Here is a 24,544-nt window from a genome sequence, read left to right as displayed (position 1 = left end):
GAAATGGAGTTTAACCGAGTAAATGGCACAAACATATGAATTATATGGAGATAAATCACTGATTATTCCGTTTCTAGTGATCTAAGGCTTAATTAGAACGAATAGAACATTTACTTTAACTGAACTGCAATGTAAGATTCTGTGCATATATGTTCAAGTAAAGGTGGTCGGGATGGATGGAGACATATAGAAGGAAATCGCCAGACGAAATTTTGGCCAATATCCAAAAGTTACAGCGAGGGAATTTAAAAATATTAATCGGTGCTGTGAGCGGATCAGGTAAGACATATCATATGCTGCGTGAGGGACAACATCTGAAATCACAAGGGATTGATGTCGTGATATGCGCAGTCTCAACCTTACAACGTTCAGAAACCGTCAAACAACTCGGAGATTTAGAGCGCGTACCAAGTATTCACTGGACAGATCACAATGGGGAGTCCAAGGATCTTAACATCGACGGACTTATCACGAGAAATCCAGAGGTAGTCCTAGTCGACGGACTAGCGCATCGTAACCGAAAAGATGCACAGTTCCCAACTCGGCTTGAGGATATCTTATTCTTGCTCCAGCGCGGGATCAGTGTTATTACAACATTAAACGTGTATGAAATTGAAGGTGTCCATGAGATGGCTCGTAAGTGGACTGGCATGGAAGCTCGAATTACAGTTCCACTGGAAACGCTGGAAATGGCTGATGAAGTCAGGCTAATTGATGTTTCACCCGAGACGCTCATCTCACGCCTTAAGGAAGGTCATCTGGATAATAGTCGTGACACTGGATTATTTACACGTAAGGATTTGGCAGTACTGAGAGAACTATCCCTTCGGCTAGTGGCGGAAGATGTCAATATGTCACTTGAACGTCACCGAGAGGAAATGGGTCTACAAGGCGCTTCTGGGGCTTCCGAACGCATATTGGTATCTGCTCAGTATCACTGGAACGGCTCGATCTATATTCGTAGAGGTCAGCAAATTGCCAAGCGTCTGAACGGGGATTTACTGGTCGTTATTTTCTTACTTAAAAACAAACCTCTTTCCAAAGAAGCGACTGCATTTAAGCGTTCTTTGCATAAAATGGCTAAAAAAACAGATGCGGACATTGAGGAGCTTCCTTTACAAAATTCTCGTCATTTTGCCAAAGCTTTGATTAACTATGCAGTAGAGAAGAAAGTAACGCGGATCGTACTGGGACACTCTAAGAAGAGCAGGTGGCAAGAAATACGGCAGGGATCGATCACAGACGGTATATTGAAGCGGGCGAAAGGCATTGATATATTTTGGGTCGCAGATCGAACAGAACACGGTGGCCCACGTATTTTACCTACTCGCCGTTTACATACGGAAAAGTCAGATATATATCACCGACTAAGCAGTGAAGAGATGATCGAGAAGGTTGAGCGTATTAAGCGAGGTCGCTTCAAAATATACATCGGTGCTGCGCCTGGTGTTGGTAAAACGTACACCATGTTGCGTGAAGGGAATGAAAGCTTAAATAAAGGAATAGATGTCGTTATCGGTTGGCTGGAAACTCATGGACGTGCAGAAACAGCGGCACAAGTGGATAATCTGCCCATCATCCCGCCAAAAGAGGTTCAATACAAAGGTACTACGCTACGTGAAACGGATTTAGAGGGCATTCTTGCTCGAAATCCAGAACTCGTGTTAGTGGATGAACTACCGCACAGTAATATACCTGGAAGTCAGAATAAGAAAAGGTATGAAGATATCACGACGATCTTAGAACATGGTATATCGGTTATTACGACGGTAAATGTACAACATTTGGAGAGTTTAAATGATTCAGTTGAGCAAATTACGGGCATTCGGGTCAGGGAGACTGTTCCCGATTATATTCTATCCATGGCTGATGAGGTCGAACTTATTGATGTAACTCCCCGATCACTCCAGCAGCGAATGCGTGAGGGCAAAATTTATGCTGAGAACAAAGTTGAACAGGCATTAGATTCATTTTTCAAAACAGGTAATCTCATTGCTCTTCGTGAACTTGCATTAAGAGAAATTGCAGATGATGTGGACGAACGTCTTGAGTCGTGGGAGCGTAAGTTCTCACTGCGCGGCCCATGGAGAAGGGAAGAGGTTATTTACGTATGTATTTTACCAGATTCCCATGCAGATCGATTGATACGTCGTGGATTTCGAATTGCATACCGTCTGAAAGCATCCTTGTATGTTACGTATATTCAGAAACATGCAATCCCAAGTGCGGAGGAACTGATTCGAATAGAATCATGGCGTAAGCTAGCTGAAAGCTTTGGTGGGATGTTTGAAGTCCTAGTAGCGGATGGCTGGAAGAAAATCCCTACCAAAGTGATAGAACAGGCTGAGCAGGTTCAGGCAACGCAGGTAATCATCGGGCAAGCAGTGGCCGCACAATCGAAAAATTGGATGCGACGACAAGCTATCAAAGAGATCATTCGAGGGGCTAGGAATCTGGATGTTCTCCTCGTTTCTAATCCTGATAGCATGTTATAATTAGCATATCATGATGAACATATCTGAACTCGATGTAGGAGGGATACTATGGAGACACAATTCGCAGCATATCAGGGAGATTTTCAAGGAGAGACAGCCATATGGCTTAAACATGGACCTTATGAAGCGGCAGCTTTACCGCAGCGTGGAGGCAATTTAATTCTATTCAGGGATACGGAGAAGGGATTCCGTTATTTACGTGAGCCTGCGGCTGATGAAATGGATATATTCCGGGAGAGCCCTGGGGTGTTTGGTATACCTATCCTTTTCCCACCGAATCGTTATGATGGCGGGAATTTCTCGTGGGATGGCAAAGTATATCATCTACCAGTCAATGAAGAGGCTACTGGAAATCATCTTCATGGATATATGCATCATCTTGCCTGGGTTGTGGATTACATTCATGCAGATGAATATGAAAGTGTTGTCGTTATGACGCAGCGAGTGCGAGAAGGGCACGTATACAAGCAGTACTTCCCTTTCGATTTTACAATTCAATTAAGATATACGCTTAGCATCGCAGGTCTACAACAGCAAGTAACGGTTACGAATGATGGACAAGAACGTATGCCAAATCTACTTGCCTTTCATACCACAATCAATGCCCCATTCGTCCCTGGAAGTGTAAGTGATGATTACAAGGTGAAGTTTACAATTGGTAAACGTCGTGAATTAAATGAAAGAATGCTTCCTACAGGCGCGTTCCAACCCTTGTCTTTGGAGGAGGAACTACTGAAAGGGGAAGGGGTAAATCCATACTTTGAAAGTTTAGATAACCATTATACGGCCTGTCCACAGGATGGGAGAAACCGCATGGAGCTTACAGATACACGTACAGGGGATGTGCTTGTATATGATGTAGGTACTTCTTATAAACACTGGATGATTTGGAATAATGGAGCTTGTGGGAAGTATTTTTGTCCTGAGCCACAGATGAACCTAGTGAATGCTCCTAATATAACGGGCGAACCAGCGGAGGAAATCGGACTTATTGGTCTCAATCCGGGAGAAGTATGGCAGGAAACAAGTCGCTTTTATGCTCTGAAAGTTAACTAAAAGCAACCAGTTCTCGATATTCAATCGGGGACTGGTTGTTTTAATTTGCTACATGCACTTCTCATTCATTTTAAAGTTAAATGAATACTTTCCTCATACTCATTCGTCAATTTGAAAATGTTAGCAAGAATCGTCATATACCCATCTAATTGTGCTCTTGAAGCGTAAGGTCTAAATGATTCGAATAAAGCGATCGACTTCTTGAATGTACTATCATCACCAACGTGATCGGAATAGGTTAAAAGTTGTAATGCATAATCTATAGCTTCAATATATCTATCATTCTTAAACTCATATATAGCTAACATTTGTATTAAATGAATATAATATATGGAACTTATTCGATCTTCATACAGACCATCAACCTTTATATGATCTAGAAATAGATTCAATTCGTTATCTATATTGAAATTGTTATTTAAAGCACTCTCAAGGAGTGTTAAAAGACCGGGGAGAGTTTCTTGCTGATTCGTTTTAAGTAAATGTATATATTCTGCTAGAAAGTCAATATTGCCATTAAGAAGCTCCAGTGTGAGTGAATTGGCTTTAGCATACAATTTAAAATCATTAACCGTTTTCAAACCAATCTCACTCGAATCATTGATCCAACTCAGATCAGAATAGTAGTTTACGCATTTCATAGCTTCTGGATACTGTTTTAATTTTTGATGAGCTACACCCTTCATCAGATAGCTATATCCAAAATAGAAAACGATAGATCGGTTCATCTTTTTCTTGGATATTGGAGTACCGAATAATTCATGTTGTATATGTTCATTGTGAATTTGACTAGCAAGGATATGTAGATTTTTAGATAAAGAGAGTACTTTAGTCCAGTTATCGAAGGAAAAGGCCATTTTGAGCATATTAACTAACGAGTCTACTTCGACAGGATCTTCAATTTCAAGTTGACTCCACAAAGAATAACCTCCTTTTATTACAAATATTTACACATATGATACAAAAATATCAATAATTGGTCAAATTGTATATATAAATAAACCCACCACGAGTTTATTCCTCAAGGTGGGTTATAATTCTACTTTAAAATATTATAAGCTAACCAATTATGCCAGTTCACACCATTATACCAGTACCTTTCTAAATTCCTCCGTCAAAAGAGGAACCACTTCGAATAAATCCCCAACAATCCCGTAATCAGCTACTTTAAATATTGGTGCTTCAGGATCCTTATTAATTGCGATAATGACGTGAGATTGGCTCATCCCAGCCATATGCTGAATCGCACCGCTGATCCCGCAGGCAATATAAATTTCTGGTGTGACAACTTTACCGGTTTGACCGATTTGCATGGAGTAATCGCAATACCCTGCGTCACATGCTGCGCGAGAGGCTCCAACAGCTCCATGAAGAACTTCAGCAAGTTCCTCTAGCGGTTTAAATCCTTCCGTACTCTTCACGCCTCTACCACCTGAGACAATAATCTTGGCTTCCGTTAGGTCAACTTTTCCAGATGTTTTACGAATCACATCTTTGACGATAGAACGAAGATTCGAGGTGGGTGAGTAATCTATTTCAATAATGTCTGCTGGCGTACTAGCGACTTCAGCAGGTGAGATATTATTAGGACGAATGGTGATTACTTGCGGCGTATTTACAAATTTCTTTTGTTCAAAAGCCTTGCCCGCATACAAGGGACGCATAAATAACAGATCGTTTCCTTCAGAATCGATGGCGGTCACATCTGAAATTTGTCCTGCATCCAAATGAGCGGCAACCATTGGAGCAAGATCACGCCCGACGGCTGTATGACCGAATATAACTGCACTCGGATTTAGCTTGCTAAGTATAGAAGATAGCACGCTAAAGTATGTTTCTGGATTATAGTTCTCAAGATCGGGATGATCAACAGAATATACTTGACCAAGAACATAGCGGGCTAATTCATCTGCAAGCGGTGTTATTTGAGATCCTATGATGACTGCCGCTACAGAATCCCCTTCTTCTTTGATCAAAGATACCGCTTGAAGCGCTTCCAATGATACCTGACGTAAACCCCCACCCCGAACCTCTGCTACGACAACATACGTATGACTCATACGGAATCCTCCTTTAAATGGTTAGGATGCATTAGATTAATTTTGCCTCTGTACGAAGCAAATGAACGAGCTCTACAGCTTGCTGCTGAGCGTCACCCTTAAGCAGCTGACCCGCTTTACGAGCGGGAGGGAGGGTGAGGGACTGGCGCTGTGTTTTGGCTGCAATATCAGAAGTGCTTAATCCTATATCTGCTAGAGTTAAGGTTTGAAAAGGTTTCTTCTTAGCCTTCATGATTCCTGGTAGGGAAGGGTAACGCGGATCATTAAGACCTTGCTGCGCCGTAAATAAGGCTGGAAGGGAGATTTCAACAGTCTCTGTGTCGCCTTCGGAATCACGTTGCACGGTTGCTTGTGTGCCACTGATATTCAGCTTCGTTATGGAAGAAGTATGAGGAATGCTTAGCAGCTGCGAGACCCGAATAGCGACTTGCCCCCCACCGCTATCGACGGAGAAGTTACCTCCAATAATCAGATCATAGGACTGCTTACTTAAGTAGGCAGCCAATACCTTAGAAACACTGAACTCGTCACTAGGAATAAGCTCATCTTGGATAAGAACCGCTTCATCAGCTCCCATTGCAAGTGCAGTACGCAGTGCTTCGCCAGTTCGTACAGGTCCAACAGAGAGTACCGTAATGGTACCGCCATGTTGATCTTTCTGACGGATTGCTTCTTCAACAGCATATTCATCATAAGGGTTCATGACATATTTCACGCTGTCGTCTGAGACGTCCCCGTTTTGAATGACAATCCGTTCCTCTGTATCAAACGTTTGCTTCATCATTACAAAGATATTCATCTGCCAAGCTCCTCTCTAAATCCAATTTATTTAAGGCCTTTTAAGAAGAATTCCACAGTCTTGTCAACCTGAGCGGAGAGAGAATACTTTCTGCCCGAGATCAACCATGAGGTAACGACTTCATCTAATGCTCCGAAGATCAGAAGTCTAGTCAGTTTAATGTCTAGATCCTTGCGATACAGTTGCTGCTCAACGCCTTGTTCAAGGATATGCTCAATAAGCTGAATATAGGGCTTCACGACAAGCCCAATTGCAACGCGTAGTTCTAAGGAACTTTGCCGCAGCTCAATTTGTGTTACATAAGCTAAGTTAACGTTTTGTTCCAACTCATTGAAATGGATTTCACATACTTTACGAAGTGCCTCATCTGCTGTATTTGTATCCTTCACACTTTCATTAAAGAGGGCGACTAGGCTACCCAAGCGTTCTTGAAATAGAGAAATAAGGATATCTTCCTTGTTTTTAAAATATAAATAAATCGTACCGTCGGCTACACCAGCCTCCTTTGCGATTTTGGAAATTTGAGAACCATGAAAGCCGTTCTCAGCAATGACTTTTAGCGCAGCTTCCAGAATCATCTCATATTTTTCCAATTTTCTACTTGCCATTATGCCACCCCAGTGTTAGAATTTGGTTACTGAATGAATATTCATTCATTTTCTTAATCTTATGGGAAACAATGCCAGATGTCAATGTTTCAGGGATAAGATTTTATTTTGAATAATGAATGAAACCGCTTTCTTATATCTTGCCGTCATAATCTTTATTTACTATGCAGAAAGGACGGATGAAGGATGGTATGGCAAATCGTTAATTTATTGTTCTTTTTGGCGGTGACAGGATACGGAATTTATTTGTTCTATGAAGCCGTGTATCACCGTTATCTGTATGTAAAGCTCGGCAAGCCAACCGACTTCCGTAAACGAAGCCAAGGAAGGTGGGCTGACTTTATAGCGCAGGTGTTTGGGCAGAAGAAGTTACTTAAGGACCGCAAGAGTGGCGTTATGCACATTGTGATTTTTTATGGCTTCATTATTCTTCAGTTTGGCGCGCTGGATTTGATCATTAAAGGCTTAACCAATGGGAATCATCATCTTCCACTTCCAGCCTATGATGTGTTCGGATTGTTGCAAGAAATCACGGTGTTCCTCATTCTGGTTGCTATGGCTTACGCCGCTTATCGTCGTTACGGTGAGAAACTTGCCAGATTGAAGAGAGGCTTGAAACCAAGCATTGTTGTGTTCTTCATATACTCATTAATGCTGTCTGTACTATTATCCTTGGCCTTCGAGAGAGTTTGGATGGGGATGGAATTGAGCTTATATTCACCAATTTCATCGGCTATTGCTTATCTGTTCGGTTCGATACCTATAACAGCTGCAGGTGTACTGTTCTATATTTTCTGGTGGGCGCATCTAATCATTCTGTTGTCCTTCTTAGTCTACGTACCTCAGTCAAAGCATTTTCATCTGCTTACAGCACCTTTGAATATATGGTTTCGCCGCTCCGAGCCGGTTGGACGCCTAAGCAAACTAGACTTAGAGGATGAAGAAGCTGAATCATTCGGCGTCGGTAAAATTGAAGATTTCACCCAGAAGCAAATGCTTGATTTCTATGCATGTGTAGAGTGTGGAAGATGTACTAATGTATGTCCAGCATCTAACACGGGTAAAACGCTATCTCCAATGCATTTAATTACGAAATTACGCGATCATTTAACAGAGAAGGGTACTGCGATTACTAACAAATCACCTTATGTGCCGGAGTTTGCGTTTTCAACGCATGGGGCTCATGCGCTCGCAGATTCAGTAGATCAATCAATTGAATGGAGCAGCGATGGTATTACCAATATTCGTCCAACGATAGCTTGGCAGAAGGCCATGTGGGGACCTGATGAAAAAACGCCGCAGGAAATGAACCTTATTGGTGATGTCATGACGGAAGAAGAAATCTGGGCATGCACAACCTGCCGAAATTGTGAGGATCAATGCCCCGTTGCGAATGAACATGTTGATAAAATCATCGATTTACGCAGACATCTTGTTCTGATGGAAGGCAATATGCCGCAAGAAGGTCAACGTGCATTGCAGAATATCGAAAGACAAGGCAATCCTTGGGGCCTTAACCGTAATGACCGTGCACAGTGGAGCGGGGAAGTGGAAGGCATTCAAGTGCCAGCGGTCAAAGATCAACCCGAATTTGAATATTTATTCTTTGTAGGCTCGATGGGATCGTATGATCTGCGCAGCCGCAAAATTTCACGTGCCTTTGCCAGACTCTTGAATGAATCTGGTGTGAGCTTCGCTATTCTTGGTAACGAGGAGAAGAACTCAGGCGATACGCCGCGCCGAATGGGCAATGAAATGTTATTTCAACAGTTATGTATGGAGAACATTGAGATTTTTAACAAATATGGGGTCCGCAAAATCGTCACCGCGTGCCCTCATACGTTTAATACACTCAAAAATGAATATCCAGAATTCGGGCTTGAGGGAGTTGAAGTATTTCATCATACGCAGCTACTTGATCAGCTTATTCACCAGGGTAAGCTTACACCCACTTATGAAGTGAAAGAGCGTATTACGTACCATGATTCCTGTTATTTAGGTAGGTACAACAATGTGTATGATGAACCACGCAATGTACTGAAGGCTATACCAGGCGTGGAGCTTGCTGAAATGGCGCGTTCTCGTGAGAACGGAATGTGCTGCGGTGCAGGCGGAGGCATGATGTGGATGGAAGAATCCTCAGGTAAAAGAGTGAACTTAGCCCGCACCGAGCAAGCACTAGAGGTACATCCAACCCTCATCAGCAGTGCCTGTCCATACTGCCTTACGATGCTTGAAGATGGTACCAAAGTGAAGGAAGTTGAAGATGAAGTCAAAACAAAGGATATTGCGGAGGTTTTGGAAATGTCCGTATTCGGAGATCATCTCAAACACAAAGATCATGAACTTGAAATGGAGGCAAGCAAATCATGAAATGTTCCATTCGTAAGGCAGCAGTCATCGGCTCAGGCATTATGGGGTCGCAAATTGCTGCCCAACTAGCCAATGTTGGCATTGCAACCTTATTACTTGATATCGTACCGAAGGAATTAACTCAGGAAGAAACAGCCAAAGGACTGACACTTGATCATCCAGCAGTTCGTAATCGATGTGCCACATCCGCGATAGCGAGGCTCAGTAAAATTAAACCTGCTCCACTATACGATGAGTCCTTTGCGTCCCGCATAACGCCAGGTAATTTAGAAGACCATCTTGCTCAGGTTGCAAGTGTGGACTGGATTATCGAAGTTGTGGTTGAGAATTTGGATGTGAAGAAGCGCTTATTGAAGCAAATTGAAGCTTATCGTAAGCCAGGAACAATCGTAACGTCCAATACGTCTGGAATTTCCATTAATGCGATGGCTGAAGGTTGCAGTAACGATTTTCAAAAGCATTTCTTGGGTACCCATTTCTTCAACCCGCCACGCTATATGAAGCTGCTTGAGATCATTCCAGGTAAGCATACGGACCCAGAGCTGATTCCAGCGATGAAAATATTCTGCGAAAACGTGCTGGGTAAGGGTGTTGTGATCGCCAAAGATACACCTAACTTTATCGGTAACCGTATTGGCACTTATGGCCTGCTTGTAACCCTTCAAGAAATGCAGATGAACGGTGGGTATACCGTGGAAGAAGTAGATGCGGTTACTGGACCCGCGATGGGACGCCCGAAGAGTGCTACCTTCCGTACGCTAGACTTGGTTGGACTCGATACATTTGTGCATGTCGCTGAGAATGTATTCGGTCATGTAAGTGATGAAGACGAGAAGGCTGTATTTGCTACTCCTGATGTACTTAAGGGAATGGTGGAGCGCAAATGGCTCGGAGAGAAGAGCGGACAGGGCTTTTATTTGAAGAAAAAGGGTGAGAAGGGTAGCGAAATCCTTTCCTTGAATTTAGCGACGATGGAGTATCTTCCTCAGCAGAAGCCCAAAGGCGCTTCTCTTGAAGCAGCGAAGGCGGTTAAAGGAACAAAGGAGAAAACCAAAGCCATTATTTCAGGAAAGGACCGGTATTCTCAGCTCGCTTGGAATATTTTGAAGCAAGTACTAATCTATTCCGCGAACAAAGTCGGTGAAATTTCCGATTCCATACAAGAAATTGATGAAGCCATGAAATGGGGATTTTCATGGGACTTGGGGCCGTTTGAGACATGGGATGCCATCGGTTTAGTACGTTCAGTCGAGCGTATGGAAGCCGAAGGCTTAAGTGTTCCGAATTGGGTGAAAGAATGGATTGCCGCAGGTAACACTTCTTTCTATAAAAATGATCAAGGTAGCCTGTACTCCATTCATATTGGCTCCCAGCAATTTAAGCAGGTGGAACAAGCGCCTGAGGTAATCAATCTACGGAATCTCAAAGAACAGAACAAAGTGGTCAAAGGCAATTCGGGTGCCAGCCTCATCGACCTTGGAGATGGCGTAGCATGCCTAGAGTTTCACTCTCCGAATAATGCGATTGGCGAAGATATTTTATCCATGATCCATCAGAGTGTGGACGAAGTTCGTAGTAACTTCGAAGGCATGGTCATCGCAAACCAAGGTAGAAACTTCTGTGTAGGGGCTAATATTATGCTACTCCTAATGGAAGCGCAGGACGAAGAATGGGATGAAATTAACGACATTATTCATATGTTCCAGAGCACGATGTACAAAGTGAAGCGTTTCGAGAAGCCGGTCATTGCCGCTCCACATCGGATGTGTCTTGGAGGCGGGGTAGAAGCTTGTATGCCTGCCGATCAGGTTATTGCATCCGCAGAAACCTATTATGGACTTGTAGAAGTTGGTGTGGGTTTGATACCTGCTGGTGGAGGATGTAAAGAGCTGACGCTTCGGGCAAGTCAACATGTTCGCCTCGCGGATGCGGATCTACAGCCGTATATTACGCAAATCTTTGAAACCGTAGGCATGGCGACTGTCTCCACAAGTGGACATGATGCTAAACGTCTCGGCTATCTTCGTCCATTCGACCGAGTGGTTGCCAATCAAGACCATTCAATATATGAGGCTAAACAAGCGGTGCTTGGACTAGCAAGAGGTGGCTATGAGCCGATACCAGAAGAGAAGATTCGTGTCGTTGGATCTGAGGGCAAAGCAATACTTCAGCTTGGGGCGCTGGGTATGAAGCAAAGTGGCTATATTAGCGATCATGATCTTTTCATAGCCAAGAAGCTTGCGCATGTTCTTGCTGGCGGTGATGTCCCCGCAGGTACGCTGGTTAGCGAACAATATATGCTCGATTTGGAACGTGAAGCTTTCCTAAGTTTATGCGGAGAGCCTAAGACGCAGCAGCGTATGCAGCATATGCTCACGAAAGGTAAAGCGCTTAGAAACTAACGGCTTACATTCTTCTACCCTAACATCCCAAGGAGTGTGAAATGTAATGAAGGAAGCTGTAATTGTATCGATGGCACGAACTGCCATTGGTAAAGCAAAGAAAGGTAGTCTAGTGCAGACGAGGCTGATGATCTCGGTAAAATCGTGCTAGAAGCCGTTATTGATCGGGCACCTGGACTGAATAAAGAAGATGTTGAGGATGTGATCATCGGATGCGCAATGCCTGAAGGCGAGCAAGGTCTTAACTTCGCACGCATCATGTCGCTCTACGCTGGGTACCCAAACACAGTCCCAGCACTGACAATTAATCGATTCTGTTCATCCGGTTTACAGTCCATAGCATTTGCGGCTGAGCGGATTATGCTCGGTAATGCAGATGTGATCATAGCTGGTGGGGTAGAGAGTATGAGCCATGTACCGATGACAGGCTTTAAAATTTCACCGAACCCAAAATTGGTTGATGAAATGCCTGAAGTATATATCGGTATGGGACATACCGCTGAGCAGGTGGCTGAACGCTTTCATGTTTCACGTGCAGACCAAGATGCATTCGCAGCTCGGTCTCATGAGAAAGCAGCACGAGCGATCACGGAAGGTAAGTTCAAAGATGAAATAGTACCTTTTGAAGCTGAGCTAAAAAGCGTCGATGCTAAAGGTAAAGTGATCAGCAAACGGTTTACGTTTGATACAGATGAGGGCGTTAGAATGGATACCACAGCGGAAGGGCTCAGTAAGCTGAGACCCGCTTTTAAAATTAATGGTTCTGTAACGGCAGGTAATGCCTCACAAATGAGTGACGGAGCTGCAGCGGTGGCCATCATGAGTCGGGAAAAAGCCGATCAGTTAGGACTCAAACCACTAGCATCCTTCCGTTCTTTCGCATTAAGTGGTGTGGAACCCGAAATTATGGGTGTCGGCCCTATAAAAGCGATTCCGAAAGCACTAAGTATGGCTAATATTTCACTTGAAGATGTAAGTCTTTTTGAAATTAATGAAGCTTTTGCCTCGCAGTGTATTCAGGTCATCAGAGAATTAGGCATTGATGAAGAGAAAGTAAATGTAAATGGAGGAGCGATTGCTTTAGGTCATCCTCTGGGCTGCACAGGTACGAAGCTTACGACTACTTTGATTAGTGAACTGGGACGACGCGGCGGTGGATACGGGGTTGTATCGATGTGTATCGGTGGCGGTATGGGCGCAGCAGGCGTGTTTGAAGTTTATCCTCAATAACATGATTGATCAAAGGAGCGAATAATATGAGTACTACGATGAATAAAGTCATTGGCGGAAGCTTTATGATCGAAGATGTCGATTTCAATAGCATCGCAACACCAGAGGATTTTACGGAAGAGCACCGCATGATTGCCGAGACGACTGAAGACTTCGTGGCAGGTGAAATTGCTCCGCATGACGAAGAAATTGAGAAACTAAATTATGAATTAACGGTTGATTTGATGCGCAAGGCTGGGGAACTCGGGCTTTTGGGAGCAGAGGTTCCTGAAGCTTATGGTGGACTCGGACTCGACAAAGTCAGCTCAACACTCATAAACGAGCGTTTAACCAAAGCTTCTGCATTCGCACTGTCTGTCGGAGCACATGTAGGTATTGGTACGTTACCGATCGTTTATTTCGGGACTGAAGCACAGAAACAGAAATATCTACCATCTCGTTACAGGGGAAAAGATTGCTGCTTATTGTTTAACAGAGCCTTCCTCGGGTTCAGACGCTTTGGGTGCTAAGACCACAGCGACACTTAGTGAAGATGGTACTTATTACACGATTAATGGTAGCAAGCAGTTTATTACGAACGCGGGCTTTGCAGATATATTCATCGTATATGCTAAAGTGAACGGGAAAGATTTCAGTACATTCATCGTTGAACGGACGATGGAAGGAGTCAGCATCGCACCGGAAGAGAAGAAGATGGGAATCAAAGGATCATCGACTTGTCCACTCATTCTGGAAGATGTAAAGGTTCCGGCTGAGAACTTGCTATGGGAAGTCGGCAAAGGACATCTTATTGCTTTTAATATTCTAAACATTGGACGTTTCAAATTAGCCGCAGGTTGTGTAGGAGCTTCAAAAGATACGATTGCTCTCGCCGCTGAATACAGTAATGAACGTACTCAATTTGGCAAAACCATTTCTTCCTTCCCATTGATCGGGAAGAAATTAGCGGAAATGAACACGAAAACGTTTGTCCTTGAAAGCATGGTTTACCGTACAGCGGGTCTGTTCGATGTAGGTTTGGAGGAAGTGGATCATTCCAGTGAAAATGTAGGTTATCAATCGGCTAAAGCGATTGCAGAGTACCAGCTTGAATGCTCTATTAATAAAGTTTTTGGATCAGAAACGTTGGATTTTGTTGTCGATGAGGGCGTACAAATCCATGGCGGATATGGATTTATTCAAGAATATCGGGTGGAACGGAACTACCGCGATTCTCGCATTAACCGTATTTTCGAAGGTACCAATGAAATTAACCGGTTACTCATTCCGGGTACGCTTATTAAACGAGCAATGAAGGGTGAGCTTCCACTTATGCAGAAAGCTATGGCACTGCAAGCTGAGCTAATGGAGCCTATGCCAAGCCAAACATTTGAAGGTGTATTGGATCAAGAGACACATTTGCTAGCAATGTCGAAGAAAATTTTCCTTATGGCAGGCGCGCAAGCTGTACAGAAGTACCAGATGAAGTAGATGAAGAACAAGAAATTCTCAGCCATCTGGCGGATATTATGATTAACATATTTGCGATGGAGAGTGCACTACTACGTACACGTAAGATGATTGAACGGTCAGGGGAAACGAAAGCTCAATTGGCAATTGAAATGACAACGATCTTCGTGCAAGAAGCATTCGTTCAGATTGAGAACTGGACTAAAGAAGTGCTCGCAGCGATGGAAGCTGGCGATACACTGCGTACTCAATTATCTATACTCAAGAAATTAACGAAGCGATCTACAATCAATACGCTGGCATTAAAACGAAACATTGCATTGAAGGTCATCGAAGCGGAGAAATACGTACTGTAATTATTCGTTAGATTGGGGTGTCTTGATGCCGAACAAACCTTGGTTAAATGATTATCCTCATGAGGTCCCACATACGTACGATTATCCGAATCAGAATCTGGCGAAGTTCCTCGTCGATTCAGCCGCAGCCTATCCAGATCATACGGTACTAGACTTTATGGGTAAGGAAATATCGTACAGCTCGTTGTTAAAATCCGTTTACCGTTTTGCGAATGCCCTGCTTCGGCTGGGTATTCGCAAGGGTGAGCGGGTTGCCATCATGCTTCCTAATTGTCCTCAGGGCATCATTGCTTATTATGGGACGCTACTCGCGGGTGGTGTGGTTGTGATGACGAATCCGCTGTATGTACCTAGGGAAATTGAGCATCAATTGACCGATGCAGGCGTTCGTATGATTATTACAATGGATGCACTGGTTAACCGGGTCAACAAAGCGATGGAGAAACACCCGCTTGAGTATACGATTGTAACTGGAATGCAAGATTATCTTCCTTTTCCCAAAAATTTACTCTATCCGATCAAAGCCAAGAAAGATGGTATGAGTGCAAAAGTCATATATAGCCATAAGGTACTCTCTTTCAAAAAGATGATTGCTCAATCATCTGAAGAACCGTGTGAAGTTAAGATTAATGCGTTAGAGGATATCGCACTTATCCAATACACTGGAGGCACGACAGGTTTTGCCAAAGGTGTAATGCTTACGCACATGAATCTAATATCGAACACCATCCAGGCGCAGCTCTGGTTCTACAAAGCGAAGATTGGTGAGGAAAGTTACCTAGCCGCGTTACCCTTCTTTCATGTATTTGGGCTAACGGTACTCTTAAATCAGGCCATCTATATTGCAGGTAAACTTATTTTATTGCCTAGATTTGAAATTAATCAGGTACTGAAGACAATAGACGAGCAGAAGCCAACCATATTCCCAGGTGCTCCTACCATGTATATTGCCATCATTAATCATGCTGAAGTACAAAAATATGATTTATCTTCGATTGAAATATGTGTGAGCGGAGCTGCGCCTCTGCCTATCGAAGTGCAGGAGAAATTCGAGAGCATTTCAGGCGGGAAATTAATCGAAGGATATGGTCTTACTGAAGCCTCGCCAGTCACTCATGTAAACAACATTTGGGAGAAGCGAAAGAGTGGCTCCGTTGGCATTCCTGTTCCTGACACCGAAGCTAGAATAGTTAATGCTTTAACAGGGGAGGAACTGCCGCTTGGTGAGATCGGCGAGCTGGTCGTGAGGGGTCCACAGGTCATGAAAGGCTACTGGAATCGTCCGGAAGATACAGCAGCATCTTTGCGCGATGGATGGCTCTTTACTGGTGATTTAGCACGTATGGATGAGGATGGATTCTTCTTTATCCTCGACCGTCGTAAGGATTTGATTATTGCCGGGGGCTACAATATTTATCCTCGTGAGGTAGAAGAAGTGCTTTTCGAGCATCCCAACGTTGAAGAGGCTGTTGTGGCTGGTATTGTAGATCCATATCGTGGTGAAAGCGTAAAGGCTTACATCGTGCTTAAGAAGGGCTGCACTACGACGGAGGCCGATTTGAAAAGCTTTTGTAAGGAACGTCTTGCTGTTTATAAGGTACCTAAAGTATATGAATTTAGGGAAACGCTTCCAAAAACGCTTGTTGGTAAAGTTCTACGCCGTAAGCTTATTGATGAGGAAGCAGAGAAGTTGGTAGATCAAGCCAAAGTCGACATATAGCGCAGCTCAATTGTATATCATCACAAGGGAGGGCCTAAATATGGAATCGGAACAAACAAATCGTTTCCCAAGCTTGGATCGGTTGGAACAAGCTGCGAAAGATACCTTTTGGGACTACCTGGGGTGTCAAATCGATGAGCTGAATGACAAGCAGGTTACCATTTCAGTTGACATTAAGCCTCATCATCTCAACTTAATTGGTATCTTACACGGAGGGGTCCATGCTTCAGTCGTAGACTCCGCTATGGGACTCTTAGTCATGCTCGCTAGACCTGAAGTCAATGTGGTCACCATTCATTTGAATATGAATTATGTCGCTCCAACGGGAGAAGGCAAAGTGATTGTCACTGCTGAACTCATTCATTCAACTCGTAAATTAATAACGGCTCAGGCTTATGCCCGCAAAGAGAATGGTGATTTGCTTGCCTTTGGTACTGGAACGTTCCGAGTACTAGAAAAATCAATATCAAATGATCTCTCAAAAGGAGGAAGTCCCGATGGCCATAAAGGATGAGCTTCAGCAGCTTGCAAACATCATGGAATCTAGTCCAGAACCTATCTCTACACTGAATGCGGTATATCAGTTTAACGTGAAGGATGACTGTGCCTATCAAGTTTCATTTCAGGAGGGCGTAGTCGAAGTGGCAGAAGGGGTGGTGGTTCCACCAGACTGCACCTTAATCTTGAATGAGAACAATCTTAGGAAGTTGTTGAATGATGAGTTAAACGCGACAATGGCTTTTATGACAGGCTCTTTGAAAGTGGAAGGCAAGATGGGGCTTGCTCTAAAGTTACAAGAAATTTTGAAAAAATATACGAGATAGCTATAAGAAATTATGGACGTGGTTGAGCATGAATGTACATGGAAGAAAGTAAAGATGACTGCTGGAGAACCCAGCAGTCATCTTTTTTATCATATAAAATATCAGCACATGTGTTATGTTGATTTCTTGCACGCTTAACAGGACTATTTCTGCGGTTTTGTCATCTTAGCGAGTACGTCCCATTGATCGGATGTAACCTCACGTAGGTCATTAAATTGACCAGCACCTTGCAACCATTCTCCGCCATCAATAGTCACAACCTCGCCATTCACATAAGCTGAATAATCAGAAATGAGGTAGGCTGCTAAATTTGAGAGTTCATCGGGTTGCCCAACTCTACCCAGCGGAACACGACCAAGCATTTGCTGCTCAAGCTCCGGTGTAGGAGCGAGGCGCGACCAAGCTCCTTCGGTTGGAAAAGGTCCAGGGGCAATGGCAACTTGCCGAATGCCATAGGGTGCCCACTCGACAGCGAGTGATCTTGTTAATGCAAGTACTCCCGCCTTAGCCGCCGCTGAAGGTGTAACAAAGCCTGAGCCTGTTGAGGCATACGTTGTCACAATATTTAGCATCGTACCTTGGTGTTGTTGTTCGATCCACCTTTTTCCAACTTCAAGAGTCATATAGAACGTGCCATGCAGAACGATATTCAGTACGGCATCCACGGCTCTAGGCGACAAACGTTCAGTTGGACTTATGAAGTTACCTGCTGCATTATTGACTAGTACGTCGATACGTCCAAAATGAGCTTCAACGGCTTCCACTAGTTCATGAATTTGCGCGGGATCACGTACATCACATGCTTTATAGAATACATTGTAACCGCTTGCAATCCATTTGTCTGCTGTTTCCTTAAGCACTTCTTCACGTCTACCTGTAATAGCTAGACTCGCCCCAAGTTCTAGAAATCGTTCGCCCATCGAACGTCCAAGACCTGTGCCTCCACCGGTAATCAGAACGACTTTATCCTTCAGCAGTTCATTCGAAAATGGTCCCATATTTCACCCTCTTTCGTTGATTATTGTGGAAAAAGATATAAATTTTCTTATCTTTATAATAGAATAAAAAAGGGTTCAAAGTATAGTATATGTAGCTTAAATATAATAAGCCTATACGAACAGTTTTTTAAACTTCGGGCATCAGAAAGGATCGTTCATACATGTCTGTTTCGTACAAAAATAGATGGGGTATCATGCAAATTGTAAATATGGGCACGCTCATCTCTACATTAGATGTTGGTATTGTGAACGTTTCCTTGCCAATCATGGCTAAACAATTTTCAGTATCATTAGCCGATATTCAATGGGTAGTTACAATTTATCTGCTCACCATGGTCATTTTACTGCCATGGATGGGGAAGCTCTCAGATCGATTAGAACGACGTAAGGTATACAGCTATGGATTTCTCGTATTTGGGATCGGTTCATTATGTATCGCGCTATCTCATGGGTTTGCTATGATTCTCATTTCTCGCTGTTTACAAGGCATCGGGGCAACGATGATTATGGCAAATAGCCAAGCTATGGTGAGACAGATTTTCCCTGACCATGAACGTGGTAAAGCCCTTGGAATTAACGCCATCTTTATATCAATCGGTACTTTAGCTGGTCCGGCACTAGGCGGCCTTTTACTTGAAATAGCAGACTGGACTTGGCTATTTTGGATTAACGTTCCGATTGCATTTGTTGCTTGCTGTTTAGGATTTAAATGGTTTCCAACGAATCAAAGAAACGGTGTTAGGACACCTTTTGACTATGTAGGTACTGCTCTACTTGGATCGGGTATATGTTTACTAATGCTAGCTGCAGAATCACTGAAGAAGGAAGGAGCAATCTCTACATGGACATGGTCTGAAGGGATACTAGGTTGCTTGCTTCTAGTTATCTTGTGGATACAAGGACGTCGCATTCAATATGGGATCATAGATCGTGAGTTGTTTAGACATCGCAAAGTATGGCTTGGCAACACGAGTTCTTTAATTATCAATTTGGCTCAGAGCGCAACGCTTATTCCATTAGCCTTTTATTTACATAATGAACTAGGCTATTCAGCGGGTATCACAGGTGCTTTATTAATGATTCAGCCGCTAGTCATGGGTGTAATTGCTCCTTTTGCCGGAGGATTCAGAGACCGCTATGGAAGTAAATTTCCGATAGAGGCTGGGGCCTATGTGTGTGCATGTTCGATGTTGTTTATTGTTTTTGCACCTGAGATTAATGTGTTGTACATGGCCATTCAGCTCGCATTATTTGGTATTGGGATCGGCCTGTTTGCTGCTACGAATAATGCAGATGTTATGAGCGCTGCCCCGGCCTCGAAGAGCAGTTTGGCAGGAAGTCTATTAGCATTAGTACGTTATTTGGGACAGATCATCGGTATTGGGTTGGCTACGCTATTTGTTGGCAATATGGGGATGGTAGCTACATCGGTCGCTTCCTATGATTTCCCAATGCGGATACTCTTTGGAATCTGCTGCATCTTATGTCTTGCTGTAGCATTATCTGAAAGGTTGCTTCCTAAGCAAGTTATTCAACAAGAACCGCAATCTTTGGAACTATAAAGATTTTGGAATCGATGTTCAAGAGAGTTGAACTTTACGCAGGCTGGCCGCATAATAAGAGTTGCTATTTAAATCTTACAAATTGATGGTAATTCTAAAAGAAAATTGAGAAAGAAGGTATTTCATTTGCTAACAGTACAGGTTGAAGGAAGAGGTTCATTTGAAGCTCAAGAAGGTCAGAAGTTAGTACTAGTGCTTGAGGATAATGGCGTAGATATTTTACATCGCTGTGGCGGAAATGCCAAATGTACGACATGCCGAGTTGAAGTATTGTCTGGGGACGCAGGTCCGATTGAAGAAGCTGAAGCTACAATATTGGAAACTAAAGGATTCAATGAACCTAATATTCGTCTGTCTTGCCAAGTTCGCGTGAATTCGGATCTTAGCGTTAAGCCTATTATGACTGTAACCGAGTCTGGAATGGATGCAGGCAAACGTCCTCAAGAATAAGATAACGTTTGCAACTTTAAGAAATTATACAAAGAGTCCGCTTCCGAATAACGGAAGCGGACTCTTTTATTTTACAATCTTACTTTAGTACCCATAGTGCGGGAACATTGGTAGGCTCCCAGCCAACAATCGACGTATGAGGCTGACGGCACTCATATGTCGCACCATTATAAGTCACTAACGTTCCTGTTGTGTAAGCTGTGTTAACAGCCCACGGGGATGCCGTTGGAGTCGTTGCAGCTGCGGTAGTTGCACTAACTGCATTACTCGCCACGGATTGGTTACCCGCTGCATCCGCCGCTTGAACGGTGAATGTGTAAGGTGTGTTTGCAGTTAGTCCAGTGACAACATAGTTTAATGTTGTTCCAGAGACGCTTCCTGCTAGAATCGTACCACGGAAAATTTTATACGTAGTAACTGCTACGTTATCCGTTGCTGCATTCCAGAGTAGTGAAATGGAATTTGCAGTGGGTACGCCAGACACCTGCAGCCCTGTTGGAGCTGTTGGTGCGGTTGTGTCTGTAGATGGTACGGGGATATTTGCCGTTGTGAAGTTTGCTGCACTGCTAGCTGAGGAAGAATTGCCAGCAGCATCAACTGCTTTAACGGTAAAAGTATAGGAAGTATTAGCAGATAACCCTGTAACATTATAGTTGAGGGTAGAACCGTTAGCTGTCGTAGCTACTAGCGTCGAACCGTTATACACTTTATAAGCGGTTACACCAACATTATCCGTTGCTGCATTCCAAGCTAAGGATGCGCCGGATGATGAAACATTAGTTGCAGTTAAGTTCGTTGGAGCGGTAGGTGCAGTAGTGTCTGGGGTTGGCGTAGTGCCACCACCACCGAAGTCAGCATCAATGACATTGTAGAATGCATTGGCTGTGTCAGCGATTTCCCAAACGGCTAAGATAACTTGATAGCCTGTTCTACTCGGGACAGTACATGTATCCGTATAAGTAAAACCAGGTTGTTTACCTTTATAAGGTACGTTACAGAATGGAGTCAAATCAAATTGTGCCCGGCTTAAAGGTGCATTCGGATTCCAATTTTGATTTGTAATGTAGTACTTCCAGCTCGTTGTAGCATGGTTGGCTTCAATAGTCCATTTGAAAGTGTTAACCCCAGAAGACATATTCACCTTGCTCCAGCGAGTAGCTGTTTGCTCATCTAGCTTAGGGAAGGCTCCACCAGCACTAGCGATCTTTCCGTCTGCCGGTCCGGCAGCGGGGAATCCTTTGTAAGCTTCAAGACTTTGAGGCTCATAAATAATGGCTCCACAGTCTTTGTTCTTACCCGTCGAGCACAAGTACCCGCGGCTACCTGGAGACTCAATATATCCGTGTGCAGATACTTTGTCTGCAATTAAGAACATACAAAGAGTCATCGTGATCATCATGCCAGTAGCGGCAACCCATTTAATCATTGAATGATGGGAATGTCGTGCAATGAGCATAAGTAAACCTCCACATTATTTTAAAATAGATAACAAGCAATAATAACCAATTAGTAACTAGTCAAACATCATTTACTTTTGAAGCCAGAGTGCAGGAACATTAGATGGTTCCCATCCTGCAATGGATGTGTGAGGTTGACGGCATTCATATGTTACACCATTGTAAGTAACCAAAGTTCCTGTTGTATAGGCAACGTTTGGAGCCCAAGCTGATGCACCGCCTGGCGTTGTCGTTGCTGCTGCTGTTGTTGCACTTACAGCATTACTGTTTACAGATTCATTACCAGCGGCATCAATTGCGCGAACTGTGAATGTGTAAGTTGTATTCGCTGTTAGACCTGTAGCTGAATACGTAAGCGTTGTTCCAGAAACCGTTCCAGTCAGAGTTGTTCCGCGGTATACACGGTATCCTGTCACCCCTACATTATCGGATGAAGCATTCCATTTTAGAGAAATAGAAGTTGAAGTGGGAGTACCATTCACTTGCAAACCGGATGGAGCAGTAGGAGCTGTAGTGTCTGTTGTTGTTCCAGCAGTTGTAGTGAACGTAACCGCATTGCTCGCTGCCGATGTATTACCAGCTGCATCGACTGCTTTAACCGTAAAGGTGTAAGCGGTATTCGCTGTTAGACCTGTAACATTATAATTCAATGTAGATCCATTAGATGTTGTAGCGACTAATGTGGAGCCATTGTAAATTTTGTAAGCTGTAACGCCGACATTGTCAGTAGAAGCGCCCCAGCTAAGTGATGCGCTGGTTGTAGCCACGTTGGAAACGACAGCATTTGCTGGAGCCGTTGGTGCTGCTGTGTCGGAAGGAGTGCTACCGCCACCACCGAAATCGACATCAATGACATTGTAGAATGCATTCGCTGTATCAGCGATTTCCCAAACTGCGAGAATTACTTGATAGCCTGTTCTGCTTGGTACATTACAAGTGTCTGTATAAGGAGAGTTTGGTTGTACTCCATTGTAGTTTACGTTACAGAAAGGAGTCAGATCGAAGGAATCACGAGAAAGAGGTGCATTCGGATTCCAGCCTTGTTTAGTGATGTAATACTTCCAGCTTGTTGTTGCATGGCGTGCCGTTAAAGTCCAGTTAAACGTATGAGATCCTGGCGTCATACTCACTTTGGTCCAACGTGTTGCGGATTGCTCGTCCAATTTAGGGAAAGCTCCACCAGCACTAGCAATTTTACCATCTGCGGGACCAGCAGCAGGGAAGCCCTTAGGTGCTTCTAAGCTTTGTGGCTCATATACGATATTACCGCAATCGGTATTGGCTCCAGTTTTACAGAGATAAGCACGGCCTCCAGGTGAATCAACATATCCGTGAGCGGAAGCACGTTCAGCGATGAGCATCATGCCAAGCATAACCACCACAATCATGCCTGAAGCGATAAGCCATTTATACAACATGGATTGACGCGAGAAAGTATAAGTTATCATAAAATTACCTCCTAGATATTTGGTTTTTAAAAATGCACTAATAATCAAAATCATTTCACAATTTTGTATTATAAGATTTACAATGGTTTGTACGTAACACCTCCTTATTTCATAGAATGCAGTACTTTAATTAAAGCCGACAACGTCTCGGGCCTTGTCTAATGATGTCTCTATATAAACTCAAAAGAGTTCATACCTATATTGTAAAGCGCTTACAATATGGAATAAAAAAATATTCACATAATGTTTAGAATTATTGCTATAAAATGTAAATTTTGTACTTGATAATATTAAAGATATAGTAATGTGGTGAATTCTTCAATGATAAATTACAACTATTTCCATTTTTTTTATGTAATTTCACAGATTCTTAAGTCGGAATTTTAGCTGTCTATGGGACATCTGGATTATAATTAGGGTTAGAATGACATCAAAATATACGATTTTCTACATTCGACCTAGAAGATATGAAGATAAGGTAAACCTTATAGGATGAGCACACGTATAATTTATGCCAGTTGCAAGCGGGTTGTACAATATAAATATGCGCGGTAAAATAAACAAGTATCAGAACTATAACAAACAACATATTCGGAGGGTTCATCATGTCTAACATACTATGCATCAAAGTCAACGATCGTCCTGTGGAACAAGCAGTCAGTGTTCAAATGTACGAAACATTTGTCAAAACTTACACGGAGCTTCATCCAGAGGATCACATTACCGAACTAGATTTATATAAGGAAAACCTGCCATATTACGGTAACACAGCGATTACCGCTTTATATAAGGAAAATCAAGGACTTGAAATAACAACAGAAGAGAAAACGATCTTTGACTTAATCAACGGTTATCTTACACAGTTCTTGGCTGCGGACAAAATTGTATTTGCGTTCCCGCTTTGGAATTATACTGCACCAGCACCACTTACGACGTATTTGTCATATTTAGCTCAAGCTGGCGTGATGTTTAAATATACGGCTGAGGGCCCAATTGGTTTAGTTGGAGATAAAAAGGTAATGTTACTGAATGCGCGTGGCGGAGTGTATTCGTCTGAACCAATGGCTTCTCTTGAATCAGCTCTTCGTTTCATCAAAGCGAATTTGAATTTATGGGGAATAACGCCGCAGGAAGTTATTATTGAAAGTCATAACGCCTTCCCGGATCGTTCATCTGCATTAATAGAAGATGGTCTGCAAGAAACAGCAGCTGCAGCTGCAAAGTTCTAATCATTTTATTTATAGAGAGCCCTTCCGA

Annotated in this window: 20 protein-coding genes and 1 pseudogene; 14 read left to right on the top strand and 7 right to left on the bottom strand. The window is 43.2% G+C overall.

Annotated elements, in window-relative coordinates:
- Positions 1 to 176: 176 nt before the first annotated feature.
- A complete protein-coding gene (locus JCM16418_RS06555; RefSeq protein WP_036647060.1) occupies positions 177 to 2,495 on the top strand; it encodes a histidine kinase in 2,319 nt (772 codons plus the stop codon).
- Between the two features lie 48 nt (positions 2,496 to 2,543).
- A complete protein-coding gene (locus JCM16418_RS06550) occupies positions 2,544 to 3,551 on the top strand; it encodes an aldose 1-epimerase (RefSeq protein ID WP_036647059.1) in 1,008 nt (335 codons plus the stop codon).
- Between the two features lie 65 nt (positions 3,552 to 3,616).
- Here JCM16418_RS06550 and JCM16418_RS06545 read toward each other — a convergent pair whose 3' ends face one another.
- The 4 genes from JCM16418_RS06545 to fadR all read right to left on the bottom strand — a co-directional run bounded on the left by JCM16418_RS06545 (position 3,617) and on the right by fadR (position 7,018).
- Positions 3,617 to 4,471: a type 2 periplasmic-binding domain-containing protein gene (locus JCM16418_RS06545; protein ID WP_036647058.1), complete on the bottom strand. Its 855-nt coding sequence runs from the start codon at positions 4,469 to 4,471 to the stop codon at positions 3,617 to 3,619.
- A gap of 165 nt (positions 4,472 to 4,636) precedes the next feature.
- On the bottom strand, positions 4,637 to 5,611 hold the full coding sequence (locus JCM16418_RS06540; RefSeq protein WP_036647057.1) for an electron transfer flavoprotein subunit alpha/FixB family protein: 975 nt from the start codon (positions 5,609 to 5,611) through the stop codon (positions 4,637 to 4,639).
- Between the two features lie 31 nt (positions 5,612 to 5,642).
- Entirely contained in the window at positions 5,643 to 6,410 is a 768-nt protein-coding gene (locus tag JCM16418_RS06535; protein ID WP_036647056.1) for an electron transfer flavoprotein subunit beta/FixA family protein, read from the bottom strand.
- A 26-nt stretch (positions 6,411 to 6,436) separates the two neighbouring features.
- A complete protein-coding gene (gene fadR / locus JCM16418_RS06530; protein ID WP_036647055.1) occupies positions 6,437 to 7,018 on the bottom strand; it encodes a fatty acid metabolism transcriptional regulator FadR in 582 nt (193 codons plus the stop codon).
- A 186-nt stretch (positions 7,019 to 7,204) separates the two neighbouring features.
- Here fadR and JCM16418_RS06525 point away from each other — a divergent pair, with 186 nt between their 5' ends.
- The 9 genes and pseudogenes from JCM16418_RS06525 (at position 7,205) to JCM16418_RS06495 (ending at position 17,372) form a co-directional block, all read left to right on the top strand.
- Entirely contained in the window at positions 7,205 to 9,391 is a 2,187-nt protein-coding gene (locus tag JCM16418_RS06525) for a (Fe-S)-binding protein (protein ID WP_036647054.1), read from the top strand.
- Positions 9,388 to 11,793: a 3-hydroxyacyl-CoA dehydrogenase/enoyl-CoA hydratase family protein gene (locus JCM16418_RS06520; RefSeq protein WP_036647053.1), complete on the top strand. Its 2,406-nt coding sequence runs from the start codon at positions 9,388 to 9,390 to the stop codon at positions 11,791 to 11,793. Before JCM16418_RS06525 ends, JCM16418_RS06520 begins: the two co-directional genes overlap by 4 nt.
- 46 nt (positions 11,794 to 11,839) lie before the next feature.
- Positions 11,840 to 13,023, top strand: a pseudogene (locus JCM16418_RS06515) (acetyl-CoA C-acetyltransferase).
- A 26-nt stretch (positions 13,024 to 13,049) separates the two neighbouring features.
- Positions 13,050 to 13,532, top strand: coding sequence for an acyl-CoA dehydrogenase family protein (locus JCM16418_RS26315; protein ID WP_256203046.1), 483 nt, complete (start codon positions 13,050 to 13,052; stop codon positions 13,530 to 13,532).
- Positions 13,420 to 14,493, top strand: a complete 1,074-nt coding sequence (locus JCM16418_RS26310) for an acyl-CoA dehydrogenase FadE (protein WP_506329601.1) — start codon at positions 13,420 to 13,422, stop codon at positions 14,491 to 14,493. Before JCM16418_RS26315 ends, JCM16418_RS26310 begins: the two co-directional genes overlap by 113 nt.
- 38 nt (positions 14,494 to 14,531) lie before the next feature.
- A complete protein-coding gene (locus tag JCM16418_RS26305; RefSeq protein WP_256203044.1) occupies positions 14,532 to 14,828 on the top strand; it encodes a hypothetical protein in 297 nt (98 codons plus the stop codon).
- A 25-nt stretch (positions 14,829 to 14,853) separates the two neighbouring features.
- Positions 14,854 to 16,548 carry an AMP-binding protein gene (locus JCM16418_RS06505; protein WP_036647052.1) on the top strand — a complete coding sequence of 565 codons (1,695 nt, stop codon included), beginning with the start codon at positions 14,854 to 14,856 and terminating at the stop codon, positions 16,546 to 16,548.
- A 40-nt stretch (positions 16,549 to 16,588) separates the two neighbouring features.
- The gene (locus JCM16418_RS06500; protein ID WP_052020089.1) at positions 16,589 to 17,062 is read left to right on the top strand and encodes a PaaI family thioesterase; all 474 of its coding nucleotides are present in this window, start codon (positions 16,589 to 16,591) and stop codon (positions 17,060 to 17,062) included.
- On the top strand, positions 17,046 to 17,372 hold the full coding sequence (locus tag JCM16418_RS06495; RefSeq protein WP_036647051.1) for an SCP2 sterol-binding domain-containing protein: 327 nt from the start codon (positions 17,046 to 17,048) through the stop codon (positions 17,370 to 17,372). The genes JCM16418_RS06500 and JCM16418_RS06495 overlap by 17 nt, the downstream gene beginning before the upstream one ends.
- A gap of 143 nt (positions 17,373 to 17,515) precedes the next feature.
- Here JCM16418_RS06495 and JCM16418_RS06490 read toward each other — a convergent pair whose 3' ends face one another.
- Entirely contained in the window at positions 17,516 to 18,370 is an 855-nt protein-coding gene (locus JCM16418_RS06490) for an SDR family oxidoreductase (protein ID WP_036647050.1), read from the bottom strand.
- A 194-nt stretch (positions 18,371 to 18,564) separates the two neighbouring features.
- Here JCM16418_RS06490 and JCM16418_RS06485 point away from each other — a divergent pair, with 194 nt between their 5' ends.
- A complete protein-coding gene (locus tag JCM16418_RS06485) occupies positions 18,565 to 19,932 on the top strand; it encodes an MFS transporter (protein WP_036647049.1) in 1,368 nt (455 codons plus the stop codon).
- 126 nt (positions 19,933 to 20,058) lie between these two features.
- Positions 20,059 to 20,382 (top strand): 2Fe-2S iron-sulfur cluster-binding protein, encoded by a 324-nt coding sequence (locus tag JCM16418_RS06480; RefSeq protein WP_036647048.1) that lies wholly within the window; start codon positions 20,059 to 20,061, stop codon positions 20,380 to 20,382.
- 79 nt (positions 20,383 to 20,461) lie between these two features.
- Here JCM16418_RS06480 and JCM16418_RS06475 read toward each other — a convergent pair whose 3' ends face one another.
- Both JCM16418_RS06475 and JCM16418_RS06470 read right to left on the bottom strand, forming a co-directional pair.
- On the bottom strand, positions 20,462 to 21,838 hold the full coding sequence (locus JCM16418_RS06475; RefSeq protein WP_052020088.1) for a lytic polysaccharide monooxygenase: 1,377 nt from the start codon (positions 21,836 to 21,838) through the stop codon (positions 20,462 to 20,464).
- 72 nt (positions 21,839 to 21,910) lie between these two features.
- Positions 21,911 to 23,287, bottom strand: a complete 1,377-nt coding sequence (locus JCM16418_RS06470; RefSeq protein ID WP_036647047.1) for a lytic polysaccharide monooxygenase — start codon at positions 23,285 to 23,287, stop codon at positions 21,911 to 21,913.
- 605 nt (positions 23,288 to 23,892) lie between these two features.
- Between JCM16418_RS06470 and JCM16418_RS06465 the strand changes: the two genes are divergently transcribed.
- Complete coding sequence (locus JCM16418_RS06465; protein WP_036647046.1) at positions 23,893 to 24,516, top strand: FMN-dependent NADH-azoreductase; 624 nt, start codon at positions 23,893 to 23,895, stop codon at positions 24,514 to 24,516.
- Positions 24,517 to 24,544: the final 28 nt, after the last annotated feature.

It is taken from the genome of Paenibacillus pini JCM 16418 (assembly GCF_000576305.1).
Lineage (GTDB): Bacteria > Bacillota > Bacilli > Paenibacillales > Paenibacillaceae > Paenibacillus_AQ > Paenibacillus_AQ pini.
Note: the sequence above shows the minus strand (reverse complement) of the source record. Positions and strands in the feature narration are given on the sequence as shown.

Coding starts and splice junctions, on each gene's coding strand:
- fadR (WP_036647055.1), bottom strand. CDS start 7,018: ATGGCAAGTAGAAAATTGGAAAAATATGAGATGATTCTGGAAGCTGCG.
- JCM16418_RS06500 (WP_052020089.1), top strand. CDS start 16,589: ATGGAATCGGAACAAACAAATCGTTTCCCAAGCTTGGATCGGTTGGAA.
- JCM16418_RS06520 (WP_036647053.1), top strand. CDS start 9,388: ATGAAATGTTCCATTCGTAAGGCAGCAGTCATCGGCTCAGGCATTATG.
- JCM16418_RS06495 (WP_036647051.1), top strand. CDS start 17,046: ATGGCCATAAAGGATGAGCTTCAGCAGCTTGCAAACATCATGGAATCT.
- JCM16418_RS26305 (WP_256203044.1), top strand. CDS start 14,532: ATGATTAACATATTTGCGATGGAGAGTGCACTACTACGTACACGTAAG.
- JCM16418_RS06490 (WP_036647050.1), bottom strand. CDS start 18,370: ATGGGACCATTTTCGAATGAACTGCTGAAGGATAAAGTCGTTCTGATT.
- JCM16418_RS06525 (WP_036647054.1), top strand. CDS start 7,205: ATGGTATGGCAAATCGTTAATTTATTGTTCTTTTTGGCGGTGACAGGA.
- JCM16418_RS06475 (WP_052020088.1), bottom strand. CDS start 21,838: ATGCTCATTGCACGACATTCCCATCATTCAATGATTAAATGGGTTGCC.
- JCM16418_RS06470 (WP_036647047.1), bottom strand. CDS start 23,287: ATGATAACTTATACTTTCTCGCGTCAATCCATGTTGTATAAATGGCTT.
- JCM16418_RS06535 (WP_036647056.1), bottom strand. CDS start 6,410: ATGAATATCTTTGTAATGATGAAGCAAACGTTTGATACAGAGGAACGG.
- JCM16418_RS06540 (WP_036647057.1), bottom strand. CDS start 5,611: ATGAGTCATACGTATGTTGTCGTAGCAGAGGTTCGGGGTGGGGGTTTA.
- JCM16418_RS06485 (WP_036647049.1), top strand. CDS start 18,565: ATGCAAATTGTAAATATGGGCACGCTCATCTCTACATTAGATGTTGGT.
- JCM16418_RS06505 (WP_036647052.1), top strand. CDS start 14,854: ATGCCGAACAAACCTTGGTTAAATGATTATCCTCATGAGGTCCCACAT.
- JCM16418_RS06555 (WP_036647060.1), top strand. CDS start 177: ATGGAGACATATAGAAGGAAATCGCCAGACGAAATTTTGGCCAATATC.
- JCM16418_RS26315 (WP_256203046.1), top strand. CDS start 13,050: ATGAGTACTACGATGAATAAAGTCATTGGCGGAAGCTTTATGATCGAA.
- JCM16418_RS06550 (WP_036647059.1), top strand. CDS start 2,544: ATGGAGACACAATTCGCAGCATATCAGGGAGATTTTCAAGGAGAGACA.
- JCM16418_RS06465 (WP_036647046.1), top strand. CDS start 23,893: ATGTCTAACATACTATGCATCAAAGTCAACGATCGTCCTGTGGAACAA.